The organism is Azospirillum formosense, from assembly GCF_013340925.1.
GTDB lineage: Bacteria > Pseudomonadota > Alphaproteobacteria > Azospirillales > Azospirillaceae > Azospirillum > Azospirillum formosense.
Genome location: NZ_WHOR01000120.1, coordinates 1 through 16,430 on the forward strand (window position 1 = coordinate 1; position 16,430 = coordinate 16,430).

Consider the following 16,430-nt stretch of genomic DNA (forward strand, 5'->3'; position numbering starts at 1 on the left):
TCCGGCCCCGGCACCGTGGTCGTCTCCGGCCAGCTCGCCAACGCCGGCGGCCTGTCGGTGGGCGACGGCGCGGCCCTGACCGTCGCCAGGAGCGGCGTGGTTGCGGGCGGCACGCTGGCCCTGAACAACGGCGGCAGCGCCACGGTCGGCGGCGTCGTGGCCGTCCCGGTGACGGTGGCCCATGGCGGCGCCATGACCGTCGTCGAGGGCGGCGGCGTCGGCGGCACGCTGGCGGTGGATGGCGGCACCCTGACCGTCGCCGCCTATGGCGCGGTCAACGGCGCGGTCACCGTAACCTCCGGCGGCAGCGCCACCCTGGCCGGCGCCGTCATGGCCCCGGTCACGGTGGGCGACGGCACCGTCACCGTGGCGGCCACCGGCATCACCGGCGCGGTCAATGTGGGGAACGGCGGTTCGGCGACCGTGAACGGCGTGGTCTCCGGCTCGCTGACCACCAGCGCTGGTTCGACCTTCAGCGGCGGCGGCACCGTCCGCGGCCCGGCCACGCTGGCCGGCACCGTGTCGCCCGGCAACTCGCCCGGCGTGCTGACCTTCCAGTCCGCGGTGACTCTGACCGGCACCAGCGTCCTGAACGCCGAGATCGACGGCCCGACCGCCGGCTTCGGCGCCGGCCGCCACGACCAGGTCCGGGTGCAGGGGGCGTCCTTCACCGCCGCCGGCACGCTGGCTCCGGTGCTGCGCGGCATCAGCGGCGATGCGACCAACGCCTATACCGCCACGCTGGGGCAGAGCTTCACCATCGTCCAGGCGGACGGCGGCGTGGCGGGCGGCTTCGCCGCGGTGACGCAACCGGCGGCGGGGCTGGAGGCCGGCACCCGCTTCGACACGCTGTACGACGCCACCACAGTCCGGCTGGTGGTCACGCCGACCAACTACGCCGTCCGCGGCGGCACCCGCAACCAGCGGGCCGCCGGCGCGGCGGTGGACGCGCTGCGCCCGGCCGCCGGGGCGCGGCTGGAGGGCGTCGCCGCCCCGCTGTTCGGCGGACTCTACGGCCTGCCGGGCAGCGGCATCGCCGGGGCGCTCGACCAGCTCTCGGGCAAGCTGCACGCCGACACGCTGGCCGCCGACCGCACCAGCCGCCGCCTGTTCGGCAGCGCGGTGGAAGGTCGACTGTCGGCGCTGCGCGGCGGCGAGGCATCCTCCTCGGGCGTCCGGCTGGCCGGCAACGGCAACGGCACGCTCGCCGTCGGCGAAACGGGCGAGAGCCGTGGGTCGGGCGGCGTGTGGGGCCAGCCGCTGGCGGCCTACAGCCGGACCGGCTCGGACGGCAACGCCGCCGGCACCACCGAGCGGATCGGCGGCTTCCTGCTGGGCGCCGACCACAGCTACGAGAACGGCGTGAGCGGCGGCGTGGCGCTCGGCTACCTGCGCAACCGCGTCACCTCGCGCGACGGGCTGGGCAAGGCCGACGTAGACAGCTACCAGGCGACGCTCTACGGCTCCTGGAACCTGCGCGGCACGGCGGACAGCCCCTATGTCGAGGGCGCCGTCGGCTACGGCTACGCCAACTACGACGCCTCGCGCGGCATCGCCTTCGGCACGCTGGGCCAGGGCGCCAGCGGCAGCGCGGACGGTCACGATTTCTCGATGGAGATCGCCGCCGGGCACCGCATGGCCTTCGCCGGGTCGAACAGCGCCTGGATCGAACCGCGGGCCGGCCTGCGCTTCGACCGCATCACCCGCGAGGCGTTCCGCGAGTCCGGCGGCGGCGTGGCGCTGGACGTCGAGGCGGCGGGCTGGACCAGCCTGCGCAGCGCGGTCGGCGTGCGCGCCGGCACCAGCGTGACGGTGGGCGGCTGGCGCCTGCTGCCCAACGCCGCCCTGGCATGGGAACATGACTTCGCCGACGCCACGGCCTCCACCACCAACCGGCTGGGGGGTGTTGCCTTCACCGCCGACGCCAGCAAGCCGGGCCGCGACGCCTTGGTGATCGGCGCCGGGCTGGGCGTGGCTCTGGACGACCGGCTGACCGCGACCATCGGCGTCCAGGACGCGATCCGCGCCCGCGAGAACACGGTGTCGGCGACCGCCGGCCTGAAGTGGAAGCTGTGAGGACCATGACGGCGATGCGCAAGGCCATCATCACGGGGGCGCTGGCGGCGCTCCCCCTCCTCCTTGCAGGCGGGGCGCCCGCCGGTGCGGTGGAGCCGGGCAAGACCTTCGGCGACTGGCAGACCGAATGCGAGACGCCCCCCGACGGCAAGCCGCGCTGCTTCCTCTCGCAGACCCGTGTGATGGAGAACAAGGAGGCCAAGCAGGCGACCCGCATCCTCAAGGCGTCGGTGGGCTATTTCGCCCCGGACGGCAAGGGGGTGATGGTCGTCATCCTGCCGCTGGGCGTCGATCTGCGCGCCGGGGCGGCCCTGACCATCGACGACGGCAAGCCGCTGCCGCTGACCTACCAGCAGTGCATCCAGGATGGCTGCCTCGCCAACGCCCCGATGGACGAGGCGACCCTGACCGCGCTGCGCCGCTCAAAGGGCGCGCAGATCGCCGTCCGCCCTTACGGCGGGACGCAGGCGGTGGCCTTCCCGCTCTCCACCAAGGGGATCACCGACGGCTTGGCCGCCCTGAAGCCCTGAATTTGCTTCCGGTCACCGCGGCGACGGCGCCGCGGATGGCCTCGTCCCACCGAGTGGGTGCCGGCTGCCGGTGCAGCGTGACCGTGGGGTACCAGAGCGTGTCGCTGCGGCCCAGCAGCCAGCGCCAGTCCGGCGCGTAAGGCAGAAGCACCGCGGTCGGGCGCCCCATCGCCCCGGCCAGATGGGCGACCGCCGTGTCCACGCAGACAACATGGTCGAGTTGCCCCAGCACCGCCATGGTGTCGGCGAAACTCTCCAGCTCCGGCCCCAGATCGACCAGCGGTGCGGCGCCGTAGTAGCGGGCCGCCTCGGCCTGCGCCGGCCCCTTCTGGAGCGACACCAGCACAGTCTTTTCCAACGCGAAGAACGGCGCCAGCCGCGCGAGCGTCAGGGAGCGGTTGCGGTCGTTGCCGTGGGTCGGGCGCCCCGCCCACACCAGCCCGACGCGGCGGTAGCCGCGGGGCAGCAGCCCGTCCAGGCGTTCCACCCAGCGCTCCACCCGCTCCGGCTCGGCCCGTAGGCCGGGGAGCGGCGCCGGTATCGTGTCCGGCCTCGTGCCGAACAGCCCCGGCAGGCTGGACAGCGCGGCATAGGCGGCGAAGGGCGGCGCCTCCTCCCAGGCGGTGACGGTCCGGTGCCCGTAGGGAAGCGCACGGATCACTGGAAGCATGTCCAGGCTGCAGGCGACCACGAGATTCGGGCAGAGCGCGGCCGCCATCGGCAGGTAGCGCGCGAACTGGATGGTGTCGCCGAAGCCCTGGTCGGCAACCAGCAGCAGCGTGCCGTCGGGCAAGGGGCGGCCGTCCCAGGGCCGTGCGGCGGTGCGCCCATGCCACTCCAGAACGGCGGGCGGGACCAGCGGCGGCACGCCGGGAAGGCGCCAGCGCCATTCATACTCCCGCCAGCCTTCCTCCCACTGTCCGGAGAGCAACAGCCCCTCGGCCAATTCGAAATGCGGCCCCGGCACGTCCGGGCGGAGGCGGACGGCCCGCCGCTCGCAGGCGATGGACGCCGCGACCTCCAGCCGGTCGTAGAGAGCCAAGCCCAGATTGTACCAGCCCGCCGCATCGGCGGGATCAAGCGTGACGGCGCGGCGGCCATGAACGGCAGCCTCGTCCAACCGGCCTTCGCGGCGATGGATCTCGCACAGGTCACTGTCGGATGGGGTCCATGGGGGCATGGCGGCGGCTACAGTCTGTAGCCCAGCCCATGAATGACCGGCTCCAGGATCGGGATCGCCGGCTTCAGATGGGCGCTGTAGGCGCGGTAGCGGCCGACGGAGCGGCTGTAGAGTTTCTCCGCGACCTGGGCGTGGCTGGGCGTGCGGGCGTGGCGCCGGTTTTCCTCGAAGCGCAGGCAACGGCGGTCGAAGCCCAGCCCGAGAAAGCCCAGCAAGCGCCGCACCGCCGGTTCCGGCTCCCGCACCAAGTCCTCGTAGCGCAGCGGCAGGTAGCGCAGCGGCATCTCCCGCCGGTAATGCTCGACCAGATCGAACACCCGCAGGACGTGGCGGGCCGCCGTCTCGACAGCGTTGGCGCAGTGGAAGCCGTGGGTCAGGTTGGTGCCCAACATCGACAGCACCACGTCCAGCGGATGGCGCAGCACATGCACGACCGGCGCTGAGGGGAACATCAGCGCGATCAGGCCGAGATGCGTCTCGTTGAAGGGCATCTTGTCGGTGAACAGCGTGTGGCCGGGCTTGGCCGGAACCAGCTTGCGGGCGTGGCGGAGGTAGGTGTCGCGCAGTCGCTCCAATCCGTCACGCTGGTCGCCCAGCCACAGCTCCGACAGCGCTTCGGGATAGCCGAGCGGACTGCCCAGCGTCTGCGGCAGCGCCCGCACCACGGCGCCAAGCGAGGGCAGCTCGTCCCCCGCGGCGATGGCGGGATGGCTGGACAGGATCTGCTCGACCAGCGTGGTGCCGGAGCGCGGAGCACCCGCGATGAAGACCGGCTGCGGCCCGGCGGCGGGCGTGGCGGGCCGCGGCATCAGGCGCAGGCGCGGCGCCACAAAGAAGGGGGCAAGGCGGGCGATGGGGTCTACCGCCGCCGCCTCGTCGTAACGGCGCCCAGCCTGCCGCAGCAGCGCCTTGCCGGCGGCGAAGGCGGCGAAGGCCTCGTCGTGGCGGCCCAGCCGGTCGAGGATGCGCCCCGTCTCCAGCAGCGCGTCGGGGTCGGCGCCGCCATGACGGGCGGCCGACTCATCCAGGACGGCGAGCGCCCGTTCTCTGTCCCCCTGGCGGGCCAGCAGGGCCGCCGCGAAGGTGTCGGCACCACGGTGGCCGGGGTCGAGACGCCGGGCGCGGTCCACCAGCCGCTGCGCGGCGGGAAGATCGCGGGCGGCGTCCTCGGTCTGCGCCCAGCCGTGCCACGTCAGGGCGATGGACGGGTGCAGCGCCGCGGCCCGGCGGTAGGTCCGCCGCGCCTCCTCCAGCCGGCCCTGCTGGGTCAGGCTCCAGGCCAGGTTGGCGACCGTCGCGGAGTCCGGCGGTGCCAGGGCCAACGCCCGGCGGTAATGGAACTCGGCGGCCTGGGGCCGGTCGGTGTCGGCCAGCACCAGCGCCATCAGCGTGTGGGAGCGCGCATCCTCGGGCGCCAACCGGACCGCGTTGCGGGCATGAGGCTCGGCCCCGGCCGCGCGGCCCGCCTGGAACAGCAGCCCGGCCAGCTCCTGCGTCGTCCCGAGATCGTCGGGGGCGGCCCGCAACCGCCGCTCCAGCGCCGCAACGTCGGGGGCGCCGCTCGGAAGGTCGTCGGGCGTGGTCGGCATGACAGGCGGGTCCCATGGCGGCTGAACGCCCGCATGGGCGCGTGATGCGGCGCCAGGATAGTGAAGGGTGTGGATGGCGGCAAGGCCGTCCCTACCGCCCCACCCAGACCGGGCGGCGCTTCTCCAGGAAGGCCGCGATGCCCTCCTGATAGTCGGCGGAGAGGTAGCAGAGGCGCAGCAGGTCGGCATCGCCGTCCGCCGGCAGCCCATGGTCGCGCCAGCGGCGCAGGGCCTCACGCGTCGTCCACAGGGTCAGCGGGGCGAGGCCCGCCAGTTCCTCGGCCAGCTCCTGGGTGCGCTCGGCGAGGTCGTCGTCCGCAACGACGCCGCGCAGGGCGCCGGCGCCGGACAGCTCGTCGGCGCTCAGCAGGCGGGCGCTGAAGATCATCTCCTTGGTCCGCGCGGTGCCGAGAATGGCGGCCAGCCGGGCGAGGTTCTTGATGCTCAGGCAGTTGCCGACGGTGCGGGCGATGGGAAAGCCGAAGCGCACCGACGGCGTGGCGAGGCGCACGTCGCAGCAGGCGGCGAGCAGAGCCCCCTCCCCCACGCAGGCACCGGCCAGGGCGGCGATGGTGGGTACGCGCACCGCCTCCAGCGCCATCGCCGCGGTCTCCGCGCGGTCCTCCAGGATCGTGTAGTCCTCCGGCGTCTTGACGCTCTGCAGGCAAGACAGGTCGGCGCCGGCCATGAAGGCGGGCTTGTCGCCGGCGGCACCGGTCAGCACCAGGGCCTTCACCGCCGGGTCGGCATCGACCTCCCGGCAGATTTCGATCAGCCGGTCCTCCATCCAGGGGGTGATGGCGTTGCGCGCCTTGGGCCGGTTGAAGATCACCCACTGGACGGCGCCGCGCCGCTCGGTCAGGATTTCGGGCAAGGCTTCGGCCTCGCCGGTCGTGGCGATGGTCATCGTTCGGAACTCTCTTGGATTGGGCCGGTGGATCAGGCTGCGATCAGGCCGCCGGCCCGAGGATCTGGCAGGAGCCGATGGGAAGAAGCGCCGTCACCACGCTGCCCGGAGCAAAGCTCTGCGCGGGCGGGATGAAGGCGCGCAGCGTCCGCCCGCCCCCAAGATCCACCAGCACGTCGCGGTATTCGCCCAGATAGGCGGAGCGCTGGACCGTGCCGGACAGCACGTTGCAGCCCTCGGCATCCGGCGCTTGGTCAGCGCCGAACAGCCGGACCTGGGAGGGCCGCACGCACAGCGACACTGTCCCGCCATGCGCCGCCCCGCTGCGGTCGGGCGCGGTCAGCACATGGCCGCCGACGCGGATGGCGCCATTGCCCTCGCTGGTCCCGGCCAGCTCGTTGTTGGCGCCGATGAAGGTGGCGACGAAGGCGTTGGACGGCCGCTCGAAGATGTCCTCCGGCGAGCCGAGCTGCTGGAGGTGGCCCGACTTCATGACGGCGATGCGGTCGGCGGTGACCAGCGCCTCCGACTGGTCGTGGGTGACATAGACGGTGGTCAGCCCCAGCAGGTCGTGGACCTGCCGGATCTCGAACCGCATCTCCTCGCGCAGATGGGCGTCGAGGTTGGACAGCGGCTCGTCGAGCAGGAGGATACGCGGTTCCACGGCCAGCGCGCGGGCCAGCGCCACGCGCTGCTGCTGGCCGCCCGACAGCTCCGACGGGTAGCGGTCGCGCAGCGCCTCCAGCCGGACAGTGCGCAGCGTGCGGTCCAGCCGCTCGGCGATCTCCGCCTTGGGCAGGCGGCGGATGGCAAGGCCGAAGGCCACATTCTCCGCCACCGTCTTGTGCGGCCACACCGCGTAGTTCTGGAAGACCAGGGAGATGCCGCGCTTCTCCGGCGGCAGCACGCCGCGCGCCGAGGACAGCAGCACGTCGTCGGCCCAGATCTCGCCCTCGGTCGGCGCCTCGAACCCGGCGAGGAGCTGGAGAGTCGTGGACTTGCCGCAGCCCGACGGGCCGAGCAGGGCCAGCAGCGTGCCGTTGGGGACCTGGAGGTCGATGCCGTGCAGCGCGGTGTAGGAGCCGAAGGACTTGCGGAGGTTCTTGATGCGGATCCCGCTCATGTGGGGAGAACTCCTTCCGCCGGGGCGGTTTTGCGACCGGATTTGCGAGAGGTGCGGCGCACGGTGGTCAGGCGCGTCAGGGGACCGGCGGCGGCCACCAGCGCCAGCGTGATGAGGAGGAGAAGGACGCTCATGGCGCAGACGGCCTCGTAGTTGCCGCCGTCCTTGGCGTTGTAGATCAGGGTGGTCATCACGTTGGTCTTGGGCGTGATGAGGAAGACCGCCACCGACAGCTCGCGGATGATCGGGATGAAGACCAGGAACCAGCCCGACAGGAGCCCGCCGCCCATCAGCGGGATGGTGATGGACAGGAAGGTCCGCCCCTCCCCCGCGCCCAGGCTGCGGGCGGCGCGCTCCAGCTCCGGCCCGATGCCCTTGAGGATCGACCCGCCATGGGCGTAGGCGATGGGCAGGAAGGTCGCCGCGAAGGCGGCCACCAGCAGAAGCGGCGTGCCGTAGAGGTTCAGCGGCGCGCGCGTGTAGGCGGCGAAGAAGCCAACCGACATGACGATGCCGGGGATGATGATGGGGACGGTCGTCACCGCGCCGAACAGGCTGGCGCCGAACACCATCCGCCGCTCGACGATGTAGGCGACGACGGTGCCGAGCATCACGCACAGCGTCGCGGCGAACGTCGAGAACAGCAGCGAATTGACGATGGCGGTGTGCGTCTCCGAGTTGCCGAACAGCGCCCACCAGTACCAGTGCAGCGACAGGTTCTCCCACGACAGGCCCTGGCCCCAGGCGCGGGTCAGCGACACCAGCAGCAGCGCCGCGTAGGGCAGGAACACCGAGACCAGCGGCAACAGAAGCGCCGCGGCGAAGGCCGGCCAGCGGGCGGCACCGAGCGCGATCCGCCGCCCCGCCCGGCTCTTGCCGGAGATGGTGACGAACTGCTTGCGGCCCAGGATGCGGCGGCGCATCCAGAACAGCATGGCGGTGACCAGCAGCAGCGGCATGCAGTAGGCCGCCGCCATGTAGATTTCCGGTGGGAAGAGCTGGTAGAACTCGGCCAGCTTGGTCGTCACCACCGGGATGCCGGTCGGCGTCAGCAGGAAGGCCGGGACGCCGAACAGCGTCAGCCCCTGGATAAAGGACAGGATGAAGCTGGCGATCACCGCCGGGGTGACCAGCGGGATGGTGATGCTGAGCATGGTGCGCAGCGTGCCCGAGCCCAGCGTGGCGGCGGCGTCCTCAAGCTCCACGGCCATCTCGTCGAGCGCGCTCGACACCATGGTGAAGCTGTAGGGGACGGTGTAGATGCCGCAGATGAAGATCGCCCCGGTCATCGAGTAGATGTTCAGCAGCGGCCCCGCCTCCGCCCCGGCGAGCGAGCGCCACAGCGCGTTCAGCCAGCCGGAGTTGGGGGCCGCCAGCAGAATCCAGCCGGTCGCCCCGATGAAGGACGGGGTGACGAAGGCGGTCAGCGTCAGCACGCGGATGGTGCGGCGGAACGGCAGGTCGGTCCGCGACACCAGCCAGGCCAGCGGCACGCCGATGCCGACGGCGATCACCGCGGTCGCCACGGCGAGGAGCAGCGAATTGAACAGCGGCTCCAGCAGGTCCGCCGACTGGAAGATCCGCGCGTAGTTGCCAAGCGTCCAGGCGCCGGTCAGGTCGTCGTGAAAGCTGTTGTTGAGAACCCAGCCGAAGGGCAGAACCACCAGCAGGAAGAGAAGAAGGGCGACGGCGCCGAAGACCAGGGTCCTGGCGAGCGGCACGCGGGCCATCGCCGGGCGCGCGGTCGCCGCGGCTGCGCTGTCTGGGCTGTCCGTTGAAATGACCCCCATAGGGTCCGCCTCCATTGTCCATCAGAACCCTCTCCCGTCCCGGGAGAGGGTGCCCGCGAAGCGGGCGGGTGAGGGTACGGCCAAGGATCACATATGGTCCCATCGCCGGCACCCTCACCCTTCCCACGCTTCGCGTGGGCCCCTTCCCTCTCCCCGGAGGGGAGAGGGAATCAGCGGTCAGCGCACCAGTTCCTTCCACTTGGCGATGCCTTCCGCGACCTCCGGGCCGAGGTCGTCGCCGGTGTTGCGGTACCACTTCAACTGGTCGAGCGACCGCCCCTCCGCCCAGGGCACGTCCTTGCGCAGCGTCGGCCAGTAGTTCTTCTGGAGGATCATCGACACCTCCGTGGAATAGAGGAAGTTGGTGAACAGCCGGGCGGCGTTCGGGTGCGGGGCCTTCGCCAGGATGCCGGTGACGCCCAGGTTCAGGATGGCGTCGTCGGACGGCGCCACCACGTCGATGGGGTTGCCGGCGGCCTTCTGGGTCAGCGTGTAGCTGAAGGGTGCACCGGAGCCGACGACGCGCTCACCGGCCAGGATGTCGGTCACGGTGTCGACGTTGGACTGGCCGACCTTCGGCTTCTGCTTGCCGAAGGCGCGCAGGAAATCGTCGCCGTACTTGCGGCGGATGGCGACCACCCAGTTCGCCACGTCGCCGGAGAAGGCCGGGCTGCCGGTGGTGATCTTGCCCTGCCACTGGTCCTCCAGCAGCGCCTGCCAGCTCTGCGGCGGGGACTGAACCTTGCCCGGCGCGTAGTTGATGCTGGTCAGGCTGATGGCGCCGACATGGAACATCTTGTCGGGGTCGAGGTTGCGGAAGGCGTCCGGAATGTGCACGCCGTCCACCGGCTCGAAGGGCGCCAGCGCGCCGATCTTCTTCAGTTCCGTGTAGTGCAGCATGTTGGTGGTGCCCAGCGAGTCGCACTCGTGGACGCCGCTCTGCAACTCCATGCGCAGGCGGGTGTAGACGGTCTGCGAGGCCTGGCGGAGCAGGTTGACCTCGATGCCCGGATACTTGGCCTTGAAGGCGTCGCGGATCGCCTCCATCGTCTGCTGCTCGTAGGAGCCCCAGTAGAGGGTCAGGGCGCCTTCCTTCTTGGCGGCGGCGTAGAGCGGATCGTCCGCCGCCGACGCGATGCGCGAGAAGGCGGTGCCGGCCAGACCGCCGGTCACCAGGGCGGTGCCGACGAGGCCGCCGGTCTGGAGAAGGCGGCGGCGCGAGAATTCCATCATGTTGCCAATCCCTGTCTTGTTGTTGCGGTTCCGCCGTTTCGGCGTCGTTCTTCGTTCGTGAGCGGAAATCAGTAATCGCCGGTGGTCGCCCCACCGTCGGCGACGATGGTCTGGCCGGTGACGTAGGCCGCGTCGTCGGACGCCAGGAAGGCGACGACGGCGGCGATCTCCGCCGGCTTGCCCAGGCGTCCGATGGGTGTCTTTTCCAGCCATTGCGAGCGCACCGCGTCGGGCACGCCCTCGACGATGGCGGTTTCCACGACGCCCGGAGCGACGGCGTTGACCAGGATGCCGCGCCGCGCCCCTTCCAGGGCGGCGGTGCGGGTCAGCCCGACCACCCCGGCCTTGGAGGCGGAGTAGTTGGCCTGCCCGAAGGTCCCCAGAATCGCCGTGGAGGCGATGTTGACGATGCGCCCCCAGCCGCGGTCGCCGACCAGCCGGAAGGCCGTCTGGCAGCCCAGCCACGTGCCGCGCAGGTTCACGTCGATGACGGCGCTCCATTCCGCGTCGGTCATCTTGGGCAGCGAGCGGTCGCGGACGATGCCGGCGACGTTCACCATGATGTCCACGCCCCCGAAGGCCTCGGGCAGGCCGGTCACGGCGGCGCCCCAGCTTTCCCGGTCGGCGACGTTCAGCGCGGTGGCGTGGGCCTGAGCCCCGTCGGCGCGCAGCGCGGCGGCGACACTCTCGGCGGCCTCGCCCCCGATGTCGGCGACGACGACCGCCGCCCCTTCCGCGGCCAGCCGCTCGCAGACGGCGCGCCCGATGCCGCCGCCGCCGCCGGTGACGAAGGCGACACGGCCGGTGAGACGGCGGGAATGGTGGGTGGCGGCATTCATGCCTGCGCCTCCTTGCGGGCGATGGAGAGCACGTCCTCGCCCTCCTGCACGGTCTCGCCGCGCTGGTTCTTCACGGTGATGGCGACGCGGACGATGCCGCGGTCGGGCTTGGAGGCGCTGGGACGGACCTCCGCCACCTCCGCCTCGTAATGCACGGTGTCGCCGGCGAAGACCGGCCCGACGAAGCGGCGGCGCGTCTCCAGGAAGGCGAGGATCGCCCAGTCGTCGATGGCGGAGCGCAGGCCGGTGCTGAGCGAGTGGGTCAGCATGCCGTGGGCGATGGTCCGCCCGAAGCCGTTGGCCTTGGCGGCCTCGGCGTCCATGTGCAGCGGGTTGAAGTCGCCGGTCAGCCCGGCGAACCAGACGATGTGCGCCTCGGTGACGGTAACGCGCGACGAGCGCGTTTGGTCGCCCGGCTTGATGTCGTCGAGATGGATGGCGGTCATTCTAAGGCACCCTCAGTCGGGAGTCCGCGGGCGGAACACGGGGAGGCTGGTGGTCTCGTCGAGCTGGTGGAAGGCCACGGCAAGCGGCAGCCCGGCCCGCAGATCGGCCTCCGCCACCCCCTCGACGCGGGAGAAGACGGTGACGCCCTCCTCCAGCCGGATCAGGGCGCAGACGTAAGGATCGCCCCGCTGGTTGCCGCGGTGGACGACCGAATAGGTCAGCAGCTCGCCGCGCCCGCTCGCCTCGACCCACTCCGGGCGGGCGTGCGGGGCGTGGATGGAATGGGCGCGCGGGTACCACTGGAACCGCCCGGTCTCCGGGCAGCGCTGGATCAGGAAGCGCCCCTCGCGCGCCGCCTCCCAGAAGGGGGCGGAGGTCTCGTCCTGGACCGGCGGGATGGTCATGACAGTCATCGGGACACCTTACCGGGCAAGGATGGCGGTGGCGGCGGAGCAGAAGGTGCCGCCCAGCCCATGGGCCAGGGCGATGCGGGCGTCGGGCACCTGAACGCCCGGCCCCTCGCCGCGGAGCTGGCGGACGCTCTCGATCAGGGTGAAGATGCCGCGCTTGCCGGGATGGTTGGACGACAGGCCGCCGCCGTCGGTGTTGGTCGGCAGGCTGCCGCCCAGCGTCAGGTTGCCGTCCGCCACGAAGGCGCCACTCTCCCCGCGCCCGCAGAAGCCCAGATCCTCCAGCGCCAGCATCGGCGTGATGGTAAAGGCGTCGTAGATCTGCGCCACGTCGATCTCGCCGGGGGTCAGCCCCGCCATGGCGAAGGCGCGCGGGCCGGACAGCGCCGCCGGGGTGGTCAGGTCGTCGGGAATCTGGCTGTTCTGGGTGCGCGCCACGGCGGCCCCGTAACCCACCAGATGGACCGGCGGCTTCTTCAGGTCGCGCGCCCGCTCCCGGCTGGTCATCACCACGGCGCCGCCGCCGTCGGTCACCACGCAGCAGTCCAGCCGGTGCAGCGGCGACGCGATCATCGGCGAGGCCAGCACGTCGTCCACCGTGATCGGCTTGCGCAGCCGGGCGTCGGGGTTCTTCGCGGCGTGCTCGCGGAAGGTCACGGCCACCTGGGCAAGCTGTTCCGGTGTGGTGCCATACAGGTCCATATGGCGACGGGCGAACAGGCCGTAGGTCGAAATCAGCGTCGGCGCGTAGGGAATCTCATACTGGCCGGGACCGGCGGGGAAGACGAAGGGGTCGAAGGACGGGCTGCTCAGCGGCCACCAGCGCGGGCAGGCCGCGTAGCTGATGACCACCACCTCGGCCAGCCCGGTGGCGATGGCCGCCGCCGCCTGCCCGGCCTGGAGGATGTAGGAGCAGCCGCCGACGTCGGTGCTGTTCACGTAGGTCGGCGCGATCCCGATGTATTCGGCCAGTTCGACCACATCCATGGTGCTGCCGCCCTCGGCCCAGTCGCCGGAGGCCGCGCACAGCCCGTCCACGTCCTTCAGCGTCAGCCCGGCGTCATCCAGCGCGCCGAGGATGCATTCCATCTGAAGGGCGAAGGGGTGGACGCGCGGCGCATCCCGGCGGGGCGATTCAAAAACGCCGGCGATGGCCGCCTTTCCCGAAAGATCGATCACGCGCGGGTTGTCCTTTCCTGGTTGTGGAAGGCCGCGCATCGCTGCCGCGACGCGCGCCGAGCGGCTTCAATGGACAGGCGATGAGAGTAAAGAGGCCGCCCGTCTCGGAAATCATAAAGACTATCCGATGGCCAGCAGAGATTTCGATCAGGCCGATCCGCTCCCGGCAAGATCAAGACTACCGGACACAGTTCGTGTCACAAGCAGAAAAAACGATGCGGTCCGGTGCACGGAACGCACCAATGTCACCTCCGGCAAATCCGTGGAACGGTGCCTTCCATGCACCGGATTGGGCCAAACTAAGCGATTGTTTTCCGGCCGCCATGGCGCAAGCCTTTGGGTGTCGCATTCCCGCCGCCGCCCTGGACCGGACCGGTTTCCAGCCGGGTGCGCGGCCCCGCCCGGACCGCCTGCGCGGCGTCCGGCCATCCGAAGGATCATGCATGCTCAACACCGATACGCAACGCCGCGAAGGCCCCCTGGCCGGCGTGCGCGTGGTCGATCTCACGCACATGTTGGCCGGCCCCTACAGCACGTGGCTGCTCGGCGCGCTGGGGGCGGAGGTCATCAAGGTCGAGCGTCCCGGCAAGGGTGATTTCACCCGCATCATTGCCCCCTTCAGCGAGGAGGAAAGCATTTACTTCCTCAGCGTCAACCGCAACAAGCGGAGTCTGACGCTCAACTTGAAGGAGGAAAAGGGGAAGGAGATTTTCAAGAAGATCGTCGCCACCTGCGACGTGCTGGTGGAGAACAACCGGGCCGGGGCGATGGACCGGCTGGGGCTGGGCTACACCGATCTGAAGGCGGTCAATCCGCGGCTGGTCTACGCCTCGATCTCCGGCTTCGGGCAGGACGGCCCCTACCGCCACCGGCCCTGCTTCGACGTGGTGGCCCAGGCGATGTCCGGGATGATGAGCATCACCGGCGAGCCGGGCGGCGATCCCTGCCGGGTCGGCGCGTCGATCGGCGACATCGGGTCGAGCCTGTTCGCCGCCGTCGGCATCCTCGCCGCCCTGCAGAAGCGGACGGCCACCGGCGAGGGCAGCTTCATCGACGTGGCGATGCTGGATTGCCAGCTCGCCCTGATGGAGAACGCCATCGCCCGCTTCCTGAACGCCGGGGAGACGCCGCGGGCGCTGGGCAGCCGCCACCCGCTGATCGCCCCTTTCCAGGCCTTCCCCACCGCCGACAAGCCCATCGCCATCTGCGTCGACACCAACGAGCAGTGGGACCGGATGTGCCGCGCCATGGGGCTGGAGCATCTGCTGTCCGACCCGCGCTTCCCCACCGGCTCCGCCCGCAACGCCAACCATGCGGAGCTGGAGCCGCTGCTCCGGGAGGTCTTCCTCACCCGCGGGCGCGACGCCTGGCTGGACGCCATGGAGGACGCCGACGTCCCGGCCAGCCCGATCAACAGCGTGCCGGACGCGCTGAACGATCCCCAGGTTGTCCACCGCAAGATGGTCGTGGAGGTGCCGGAAGGCTCGGGCAAGCGTTTCGCCGCCGTGCCGATCACCATGCCGGAGGCCCCGCTGCCGGCCGAAAGCCCGGCGCCGCGGCTGGGCGAGCACACCGACGCCATCCTGTCGGATCTCGGCTTCAGCCCCGACGAGATCGGCGCCTTCCGTCGCGACGCGGTGGTGTGATGGCCGGCGGCGCGGGAGGAGAGCGGCGGGTGGCGGCGGGCGAAGGGGCGCGTGCGGTGCTGGCGGAATTGGTCCATACTGCCGCCGGGATCGCTCCCAGCCTCGCCCCGGCTTCCGTCCACAGCCCAAAGGTCCGCATGGCGCGCCGCCTTCCGCCCCTTCTCGCGCTCCGCGCCTTCGACATCTTCGCCCGGCAGGGCACGGTGCGGGCCGCCGCCGACGAGCTGGCGGTGTCCCACACGGTGGTGTCGCGCCACATCCAGAATCTGGAACAGGCGGTGGGGGTGAAGCTGGTGGCGAAGTCGGGGCGCGGCCTGTCCCTGACCCGCGAGGGCATCCGCTACGCCGCCCAGCTCCGCCGCGCCTTCGACCTGATCGGCGAGGCCAGCAACGAGCTGCGCAACGGCGGGATGGAGGCGGTGCACATCTGCTGCCTCGCCGGGCTGGCCTCGCGCTGCCTGCTCGCCCGCCTGCCGGAGCTGGGGGAGGCGCTGACCGGGCGGGGGGTGATCCTTCAGCCGACTTCGACCCGCCCCGACTTCAGCCGGGAGGAGGCCGACGCCGAGATCATGTATCTGGAGGACGGCGGCTCCGACGCCGACGGGCTGCGCTCGGAGATGTTCGCGCGGCCGCGCATCCTCGCCATCGCCAGCCCGGAGTTCAAGGCCCGCTACCCCGACGTACGCACGCCCGCCGACCTCGTCGGCCTGCCGCTGATCCACGAGCAGTCCACCGGCATGTGGGAAGCCTGGCTGGAGGAGGCCGGCATCGCCGACATCCCCCGGCTGCGCGGCCCCCGGCTGTGGCAGGCGCATCTGACCATCGAGGCGGCCCGGCTGGGGCGCGGCGTGGCCCTGGTCAGCGACCTGCTGGTGACCGAGCCGCTGGCCAGCGGCGAGCTGGTGGAGATGGTGGACAGCAACGTCACCATCGGCGGCTATTACTTCATCGCCCCGGTCCACCGCTGGAACACGCCGGTCATCTCGGCCATCCGGCAATGGCTGCGCGGCGTCTTCCCGCCGGACCAGACCTCTTCCCTCCAAGGCACCCTATGACCCAGGACCACGCCCTGCCGCCGGACATTCTGCTGTCCGGCGTGCACACCGTCGACGAGAGCTGGATCGACCTCTACGGCCACATGAACATGGTGCGCTACGTCGCCCTGTTCGACGAGGTCGGCTACGCCCTGATGGAGCAATGGGGGCTGGGCGAGACCTACACGCGGGACGAGGGGTTCGGCCTGTTCGTCGTCGAAGTGGCGGTGCATTACCGGCGTGAGCTGCGCGCCGGAACGCCTTTGCAAGTGGCCTTGCGGCTGCTCGACGCCGATGACAAGCGGTTGCTGAGCCTGCTGGAGATCCGCCGGGCCGACGACGGGGCGGTCGCGGCGACCATGGGAAAACCGGTGGTCCCCTGTTCTTTTACACCATTCCCAGCCCCCGAGAACAAAGGGGAACTCGTATTGCGGCTTTTTGCTGTAA

The 16,430-nt window shown here is 71.0% G+C and carries 15 protein-coding genes; 5 read left to right on the forward strand and 10 right to left on the reverse strand.

Annotation, left to right across the window (positions count from 1 at the left end):
- Both GBZ26_RS16380 and GBZ26_RS16385 read left to right on the forward strand, forming a co-directional pair.
- On the forward strand, positions 1-2,076 hold a 2,076-nt coding region (locus GBZ26_RS16380), incomplete at its 5' end, for an autotransporter family protein (protein ID WP_174439747.1).
- A 5-nt stretch (positions 2,077-2,081) separates the two neighbouring features.
- Positions 2,082-2,606 carry an invasion associated locus B family protein gene (locus tag GBZ26_RS16385; protein WP_174439748.1) on the forward strand — a complete coding sequence of 175 codons (525 nt, stop codon included), beginning with the start codon at positions 2,082-2,084 and terminating at the stop codon, positions 2,604-2,606.
- On the opposite strand, the gene GBZ26_RS16390 is transcribed toward GBZ26_RS16385, so the two are convergent.
- The 10 genes from GBZ26_RS16390 to GBZ26_RS16435 form a co-directional block, all read right to left on the reverse strand.
- Positions 2,575-3,786 carry a glycosyltransferase family 9 protein gene (locus GBZ26_RS16390; RefSeq protein WP_174439749.1) on the reverse strand — a complete coding sequence of 404 codons (1,212 nt, stop codon included), beginning with the start codon at positions 3,784-3,786 and terminating at the stop codon, positions 2,575-2,577. The two genes, GBZ26_RS16385 and GBZ26_RS16390, sit on opposite strands and share 32 nt — an antisense overlap.
- A gap of 8 nt (positions 3,787-3,794) precedes the next feature.
- Positions 3,795-5,375 carry a tetratricopeptide repeat-containing sulfotransferase family protein gene (locus tag GBZ26_RS16395; RefSeq protein WP_174439750.1) on the reverse strand — a complete coding sequence of 527 codons (1,581 nt, stop codon included), beginning with the start codon at positions 5,373-5,375 and terminating at the stop codon, positions 3,795-3,797.
- Between the two features lie 91 nt (positions 5,376-5,466).
- Positions 5,467-6,282 carry an enoyl-CoA hydratase gene (locus GBZ26_RS16400; RefSeq protein WP_211104786.1) on the reverse strand — a complete coding sequence of 272 codons (816 nt, stop codon included), beginning with the start codon at positions 6,280-6,282 and terminating at the stop codon, positions 5,467-5,469.
- 43 nt (positions 6,283-6,325) lie between these two features.
- A complete protein-coding gene (locus GBZ26_RS16405; protein ID WP_174439751.1) occupies positions 6,326-7,405 on the reverse strand; it encodes an ABC transporter ATP-binding protein in 1,080 nt (359 codons plus the stop codon).
- A complete protein-coding gene (locus GBZ26_RS16410; RefSeq protein WP_174439752.1) occupies positions 7,402-9,195 on the reverse strand; it encodes an ABC transporter permease in 1,794 nt (597 codons plus the stop codon). Before GBZ26_RS16410 ends, GBZ26_RS16405 begins: the two co-directional genes overlap by 4 nt.
- A 177-nt stretch (positions 9,196-9,372) precedes the next feature.
- A complete protein-coding gene (locus tag GBZ26_RS16415; RefSeq protein WP_119507954.1) occupies positions 9,373-10,428 on the reverse strand; it encodes an ABC transporter substrate-binding protein in 1,056 nt (351 codons plus the stop codon).
- A 68-nt stretch (positions 10,429-10,496) separates the two neighbouring features.
- A complete protein-coding gene (fabG, locus tag GBZ26_RS16420; RefSeq protein ID WP_174439753.1) occupies positions 10,497-11,267 on the reverse strand; it encodes a 3-oxoacyl-ACP reductase FabG in 771 nt (256 codons plus the stop codon).
- Positions 11,264-11,713 (reverse strand): MaoC family dehydratase, encoded by a 450-nt coding sequence (locus tag GBZ26_RS16425; protein WP_035680422.1) that lies wholly within the window; start codon positions 11,711-11,713, stop codon positions 11,264-11,266. Before GBZ26_RS16425 ends, fabG begins: the two co-directional genes overlap by 4 nt.
- Before the next feature lie 12 nt (positions 11,714-11,725).
- The gene (locus GBZ26_RS16430; protein ID WP_247876322.1) at positions 11,726-12,118 is read right to left on the reverse strand and encodes a Zn-ribbon domain-containing OB-fold protein; all 393 of its coding nucleotides are present in this window, start codon (positions 12,116-12,118) and stop codon (positions 11,726-11,728) included.
- An 18-nt stretch (positions 12,119-12,136) separates the two neighbouring features.
- Positions 12,137-13,303 carry an acetyl-CoA acetyltransferase gene (locus GBZ26_RS16435; protein ID WP_200775580.1) on the reverse strand — a complete coding sequence of 389 codons (1,167 nt, stop codon included), beginning with the start codon at positions 13,301-13,303 and terminating at the stop codon, positions 12,137-12,139.
- 443 nt (positions 13,304-13,746) lie between these two features.
- Between GBZ26_RS16435 and GBZ26_RS16440 the strand changes: the two genes are divergently transcribed.
- The 3 genes from GBZ26_RS16440 to GBZ26_RS16450 all read left to right on the forward strand — a co-directional run.
- Positions 13,747-14,949: a CaiB/BaiF CoA transferase family protein gene (locus GBZ26_RS16440; protein ID WP_174439754.1), complete on the forward strand. Its 1,203-nt coding sequence runs from the start codon at positions 13,747-13,749 to the stop codon at positions 14,947-14,949.
- The gene (locus GBZ26_RS16445; protein WP_211104789.1) at positions 14,949-16,004 is read left to right on the forward strand and encodes a LysR substrate-binding domain-containing protein; all 1,056 of its coding nucleotides are present in this window, start codon (positions 14,949-14,951) and stop codon (positions 16,002-16,004) included. Before GBZ26_RS16440 ends, GBZ26_RS16445 begins: the two co-directional genes overlap by 1 nt.
- Positions 16,001-16,430 (forward strand): acyl-CoA thioesterase (locus GBZ26_RS16450; protein WP_247884826.1); only part of this gene is annotated, 430 nt, incomplete at its 3' end. The genes GBZ26_RS16445 and GBZ26_RS16450, both read left to right, overlap by 4 nt.

Excerpts from the sequence above, each read along its gene's own strand:
- GBZ26_RS16385 (WP_174439748.1), top strand. The coding sequence starts at position 2,082 with ATGACGGCGATGCGCAAGGCCATCATCACGGGGGCGCTGGCGGCGCTC.
- GBZ26_RS16390 (WP_174439749.1), bottom strand. The coding sequence starts at position 3,786 with ATGCCCCCATGGACCCCATCCGACAGTGACCTGTGCGAGATCCATCGC.
- GBZ26_RS16395 (WP_174439750.1), bottom strand. The coding sequence starts at position 5,375 with ATGCCGACCACGCCCGACGACCTTCCGAGCGGCGCCCCCGACGTTGCG.
- GBZ26_RS16400 (WP_211104786.1), bottom strand. The coding sequence starts at position 6,282 with ATGACCATCGCCACGACCGGCGAGGCCGAAGCCTTGCCCGAAATCCTG.
- GBZ26_RS16405 (WP_174439751.1), bottom strand. The coding sequence starts at position 7,405 with ATGAGCGGGATCCGCATCAAGAACCTCCGCAAGTCCTTCGGCTCCTAC.
- GBZ26_RS16410 (WP_174439752.1), bottom strand. The coding sequence starts at position 9,195 with ATGGGGGTCATTTCAACGGACAGCCCAGACAGCGCAGCCGCGGCGACC.
- GBZ26_RS16415 (WP_119507954.1), bottom strand. The coding sequence starts at position 10,428 with ATGATGGAATTCTCGCGCCGCCGCCTTCTCCAGACCGGCGGCCTCGTC.
- fabG (WP_174439753.1), bottom strand. The coding sequence starts at position 11,267 with ATGAATGCCGCCACCCACCATTCCCGCCGTCTCACCGGCCGTGTCGCC.
- GBZ26_RS16425 (WP_035680422.1), bottom strand. The coding sequence starts at position 11,713 with ATGACCGCCATCCATCTCGACGACATCAAGCCGGGCGACCAAACGCGC.
- GBZ26_RS16430 (WP_247876322.1), bottom strand. The coding sequence starts at position 12,118 with ATGACCATCCCGCCGGTCCAGGACGAGACCTCCGCCCCCTTCTGGGAG.
- GBZ26_RS16440 (WP_174439754.1), top strand. The coding sequence starts at position 13,747 with ATGCTCAACACCGATACGCAACGCCGCGAAGGCCCCCTGGCCGGCGTG.
- GBZ26_RS16445 (WP_211104789.1), top strand. The coding sequence starts at position 14,949 with ATGGCCGGCGGCGCGGGAGGAGAGCGGCGGGTGGCGGCGGGCGAAGGG.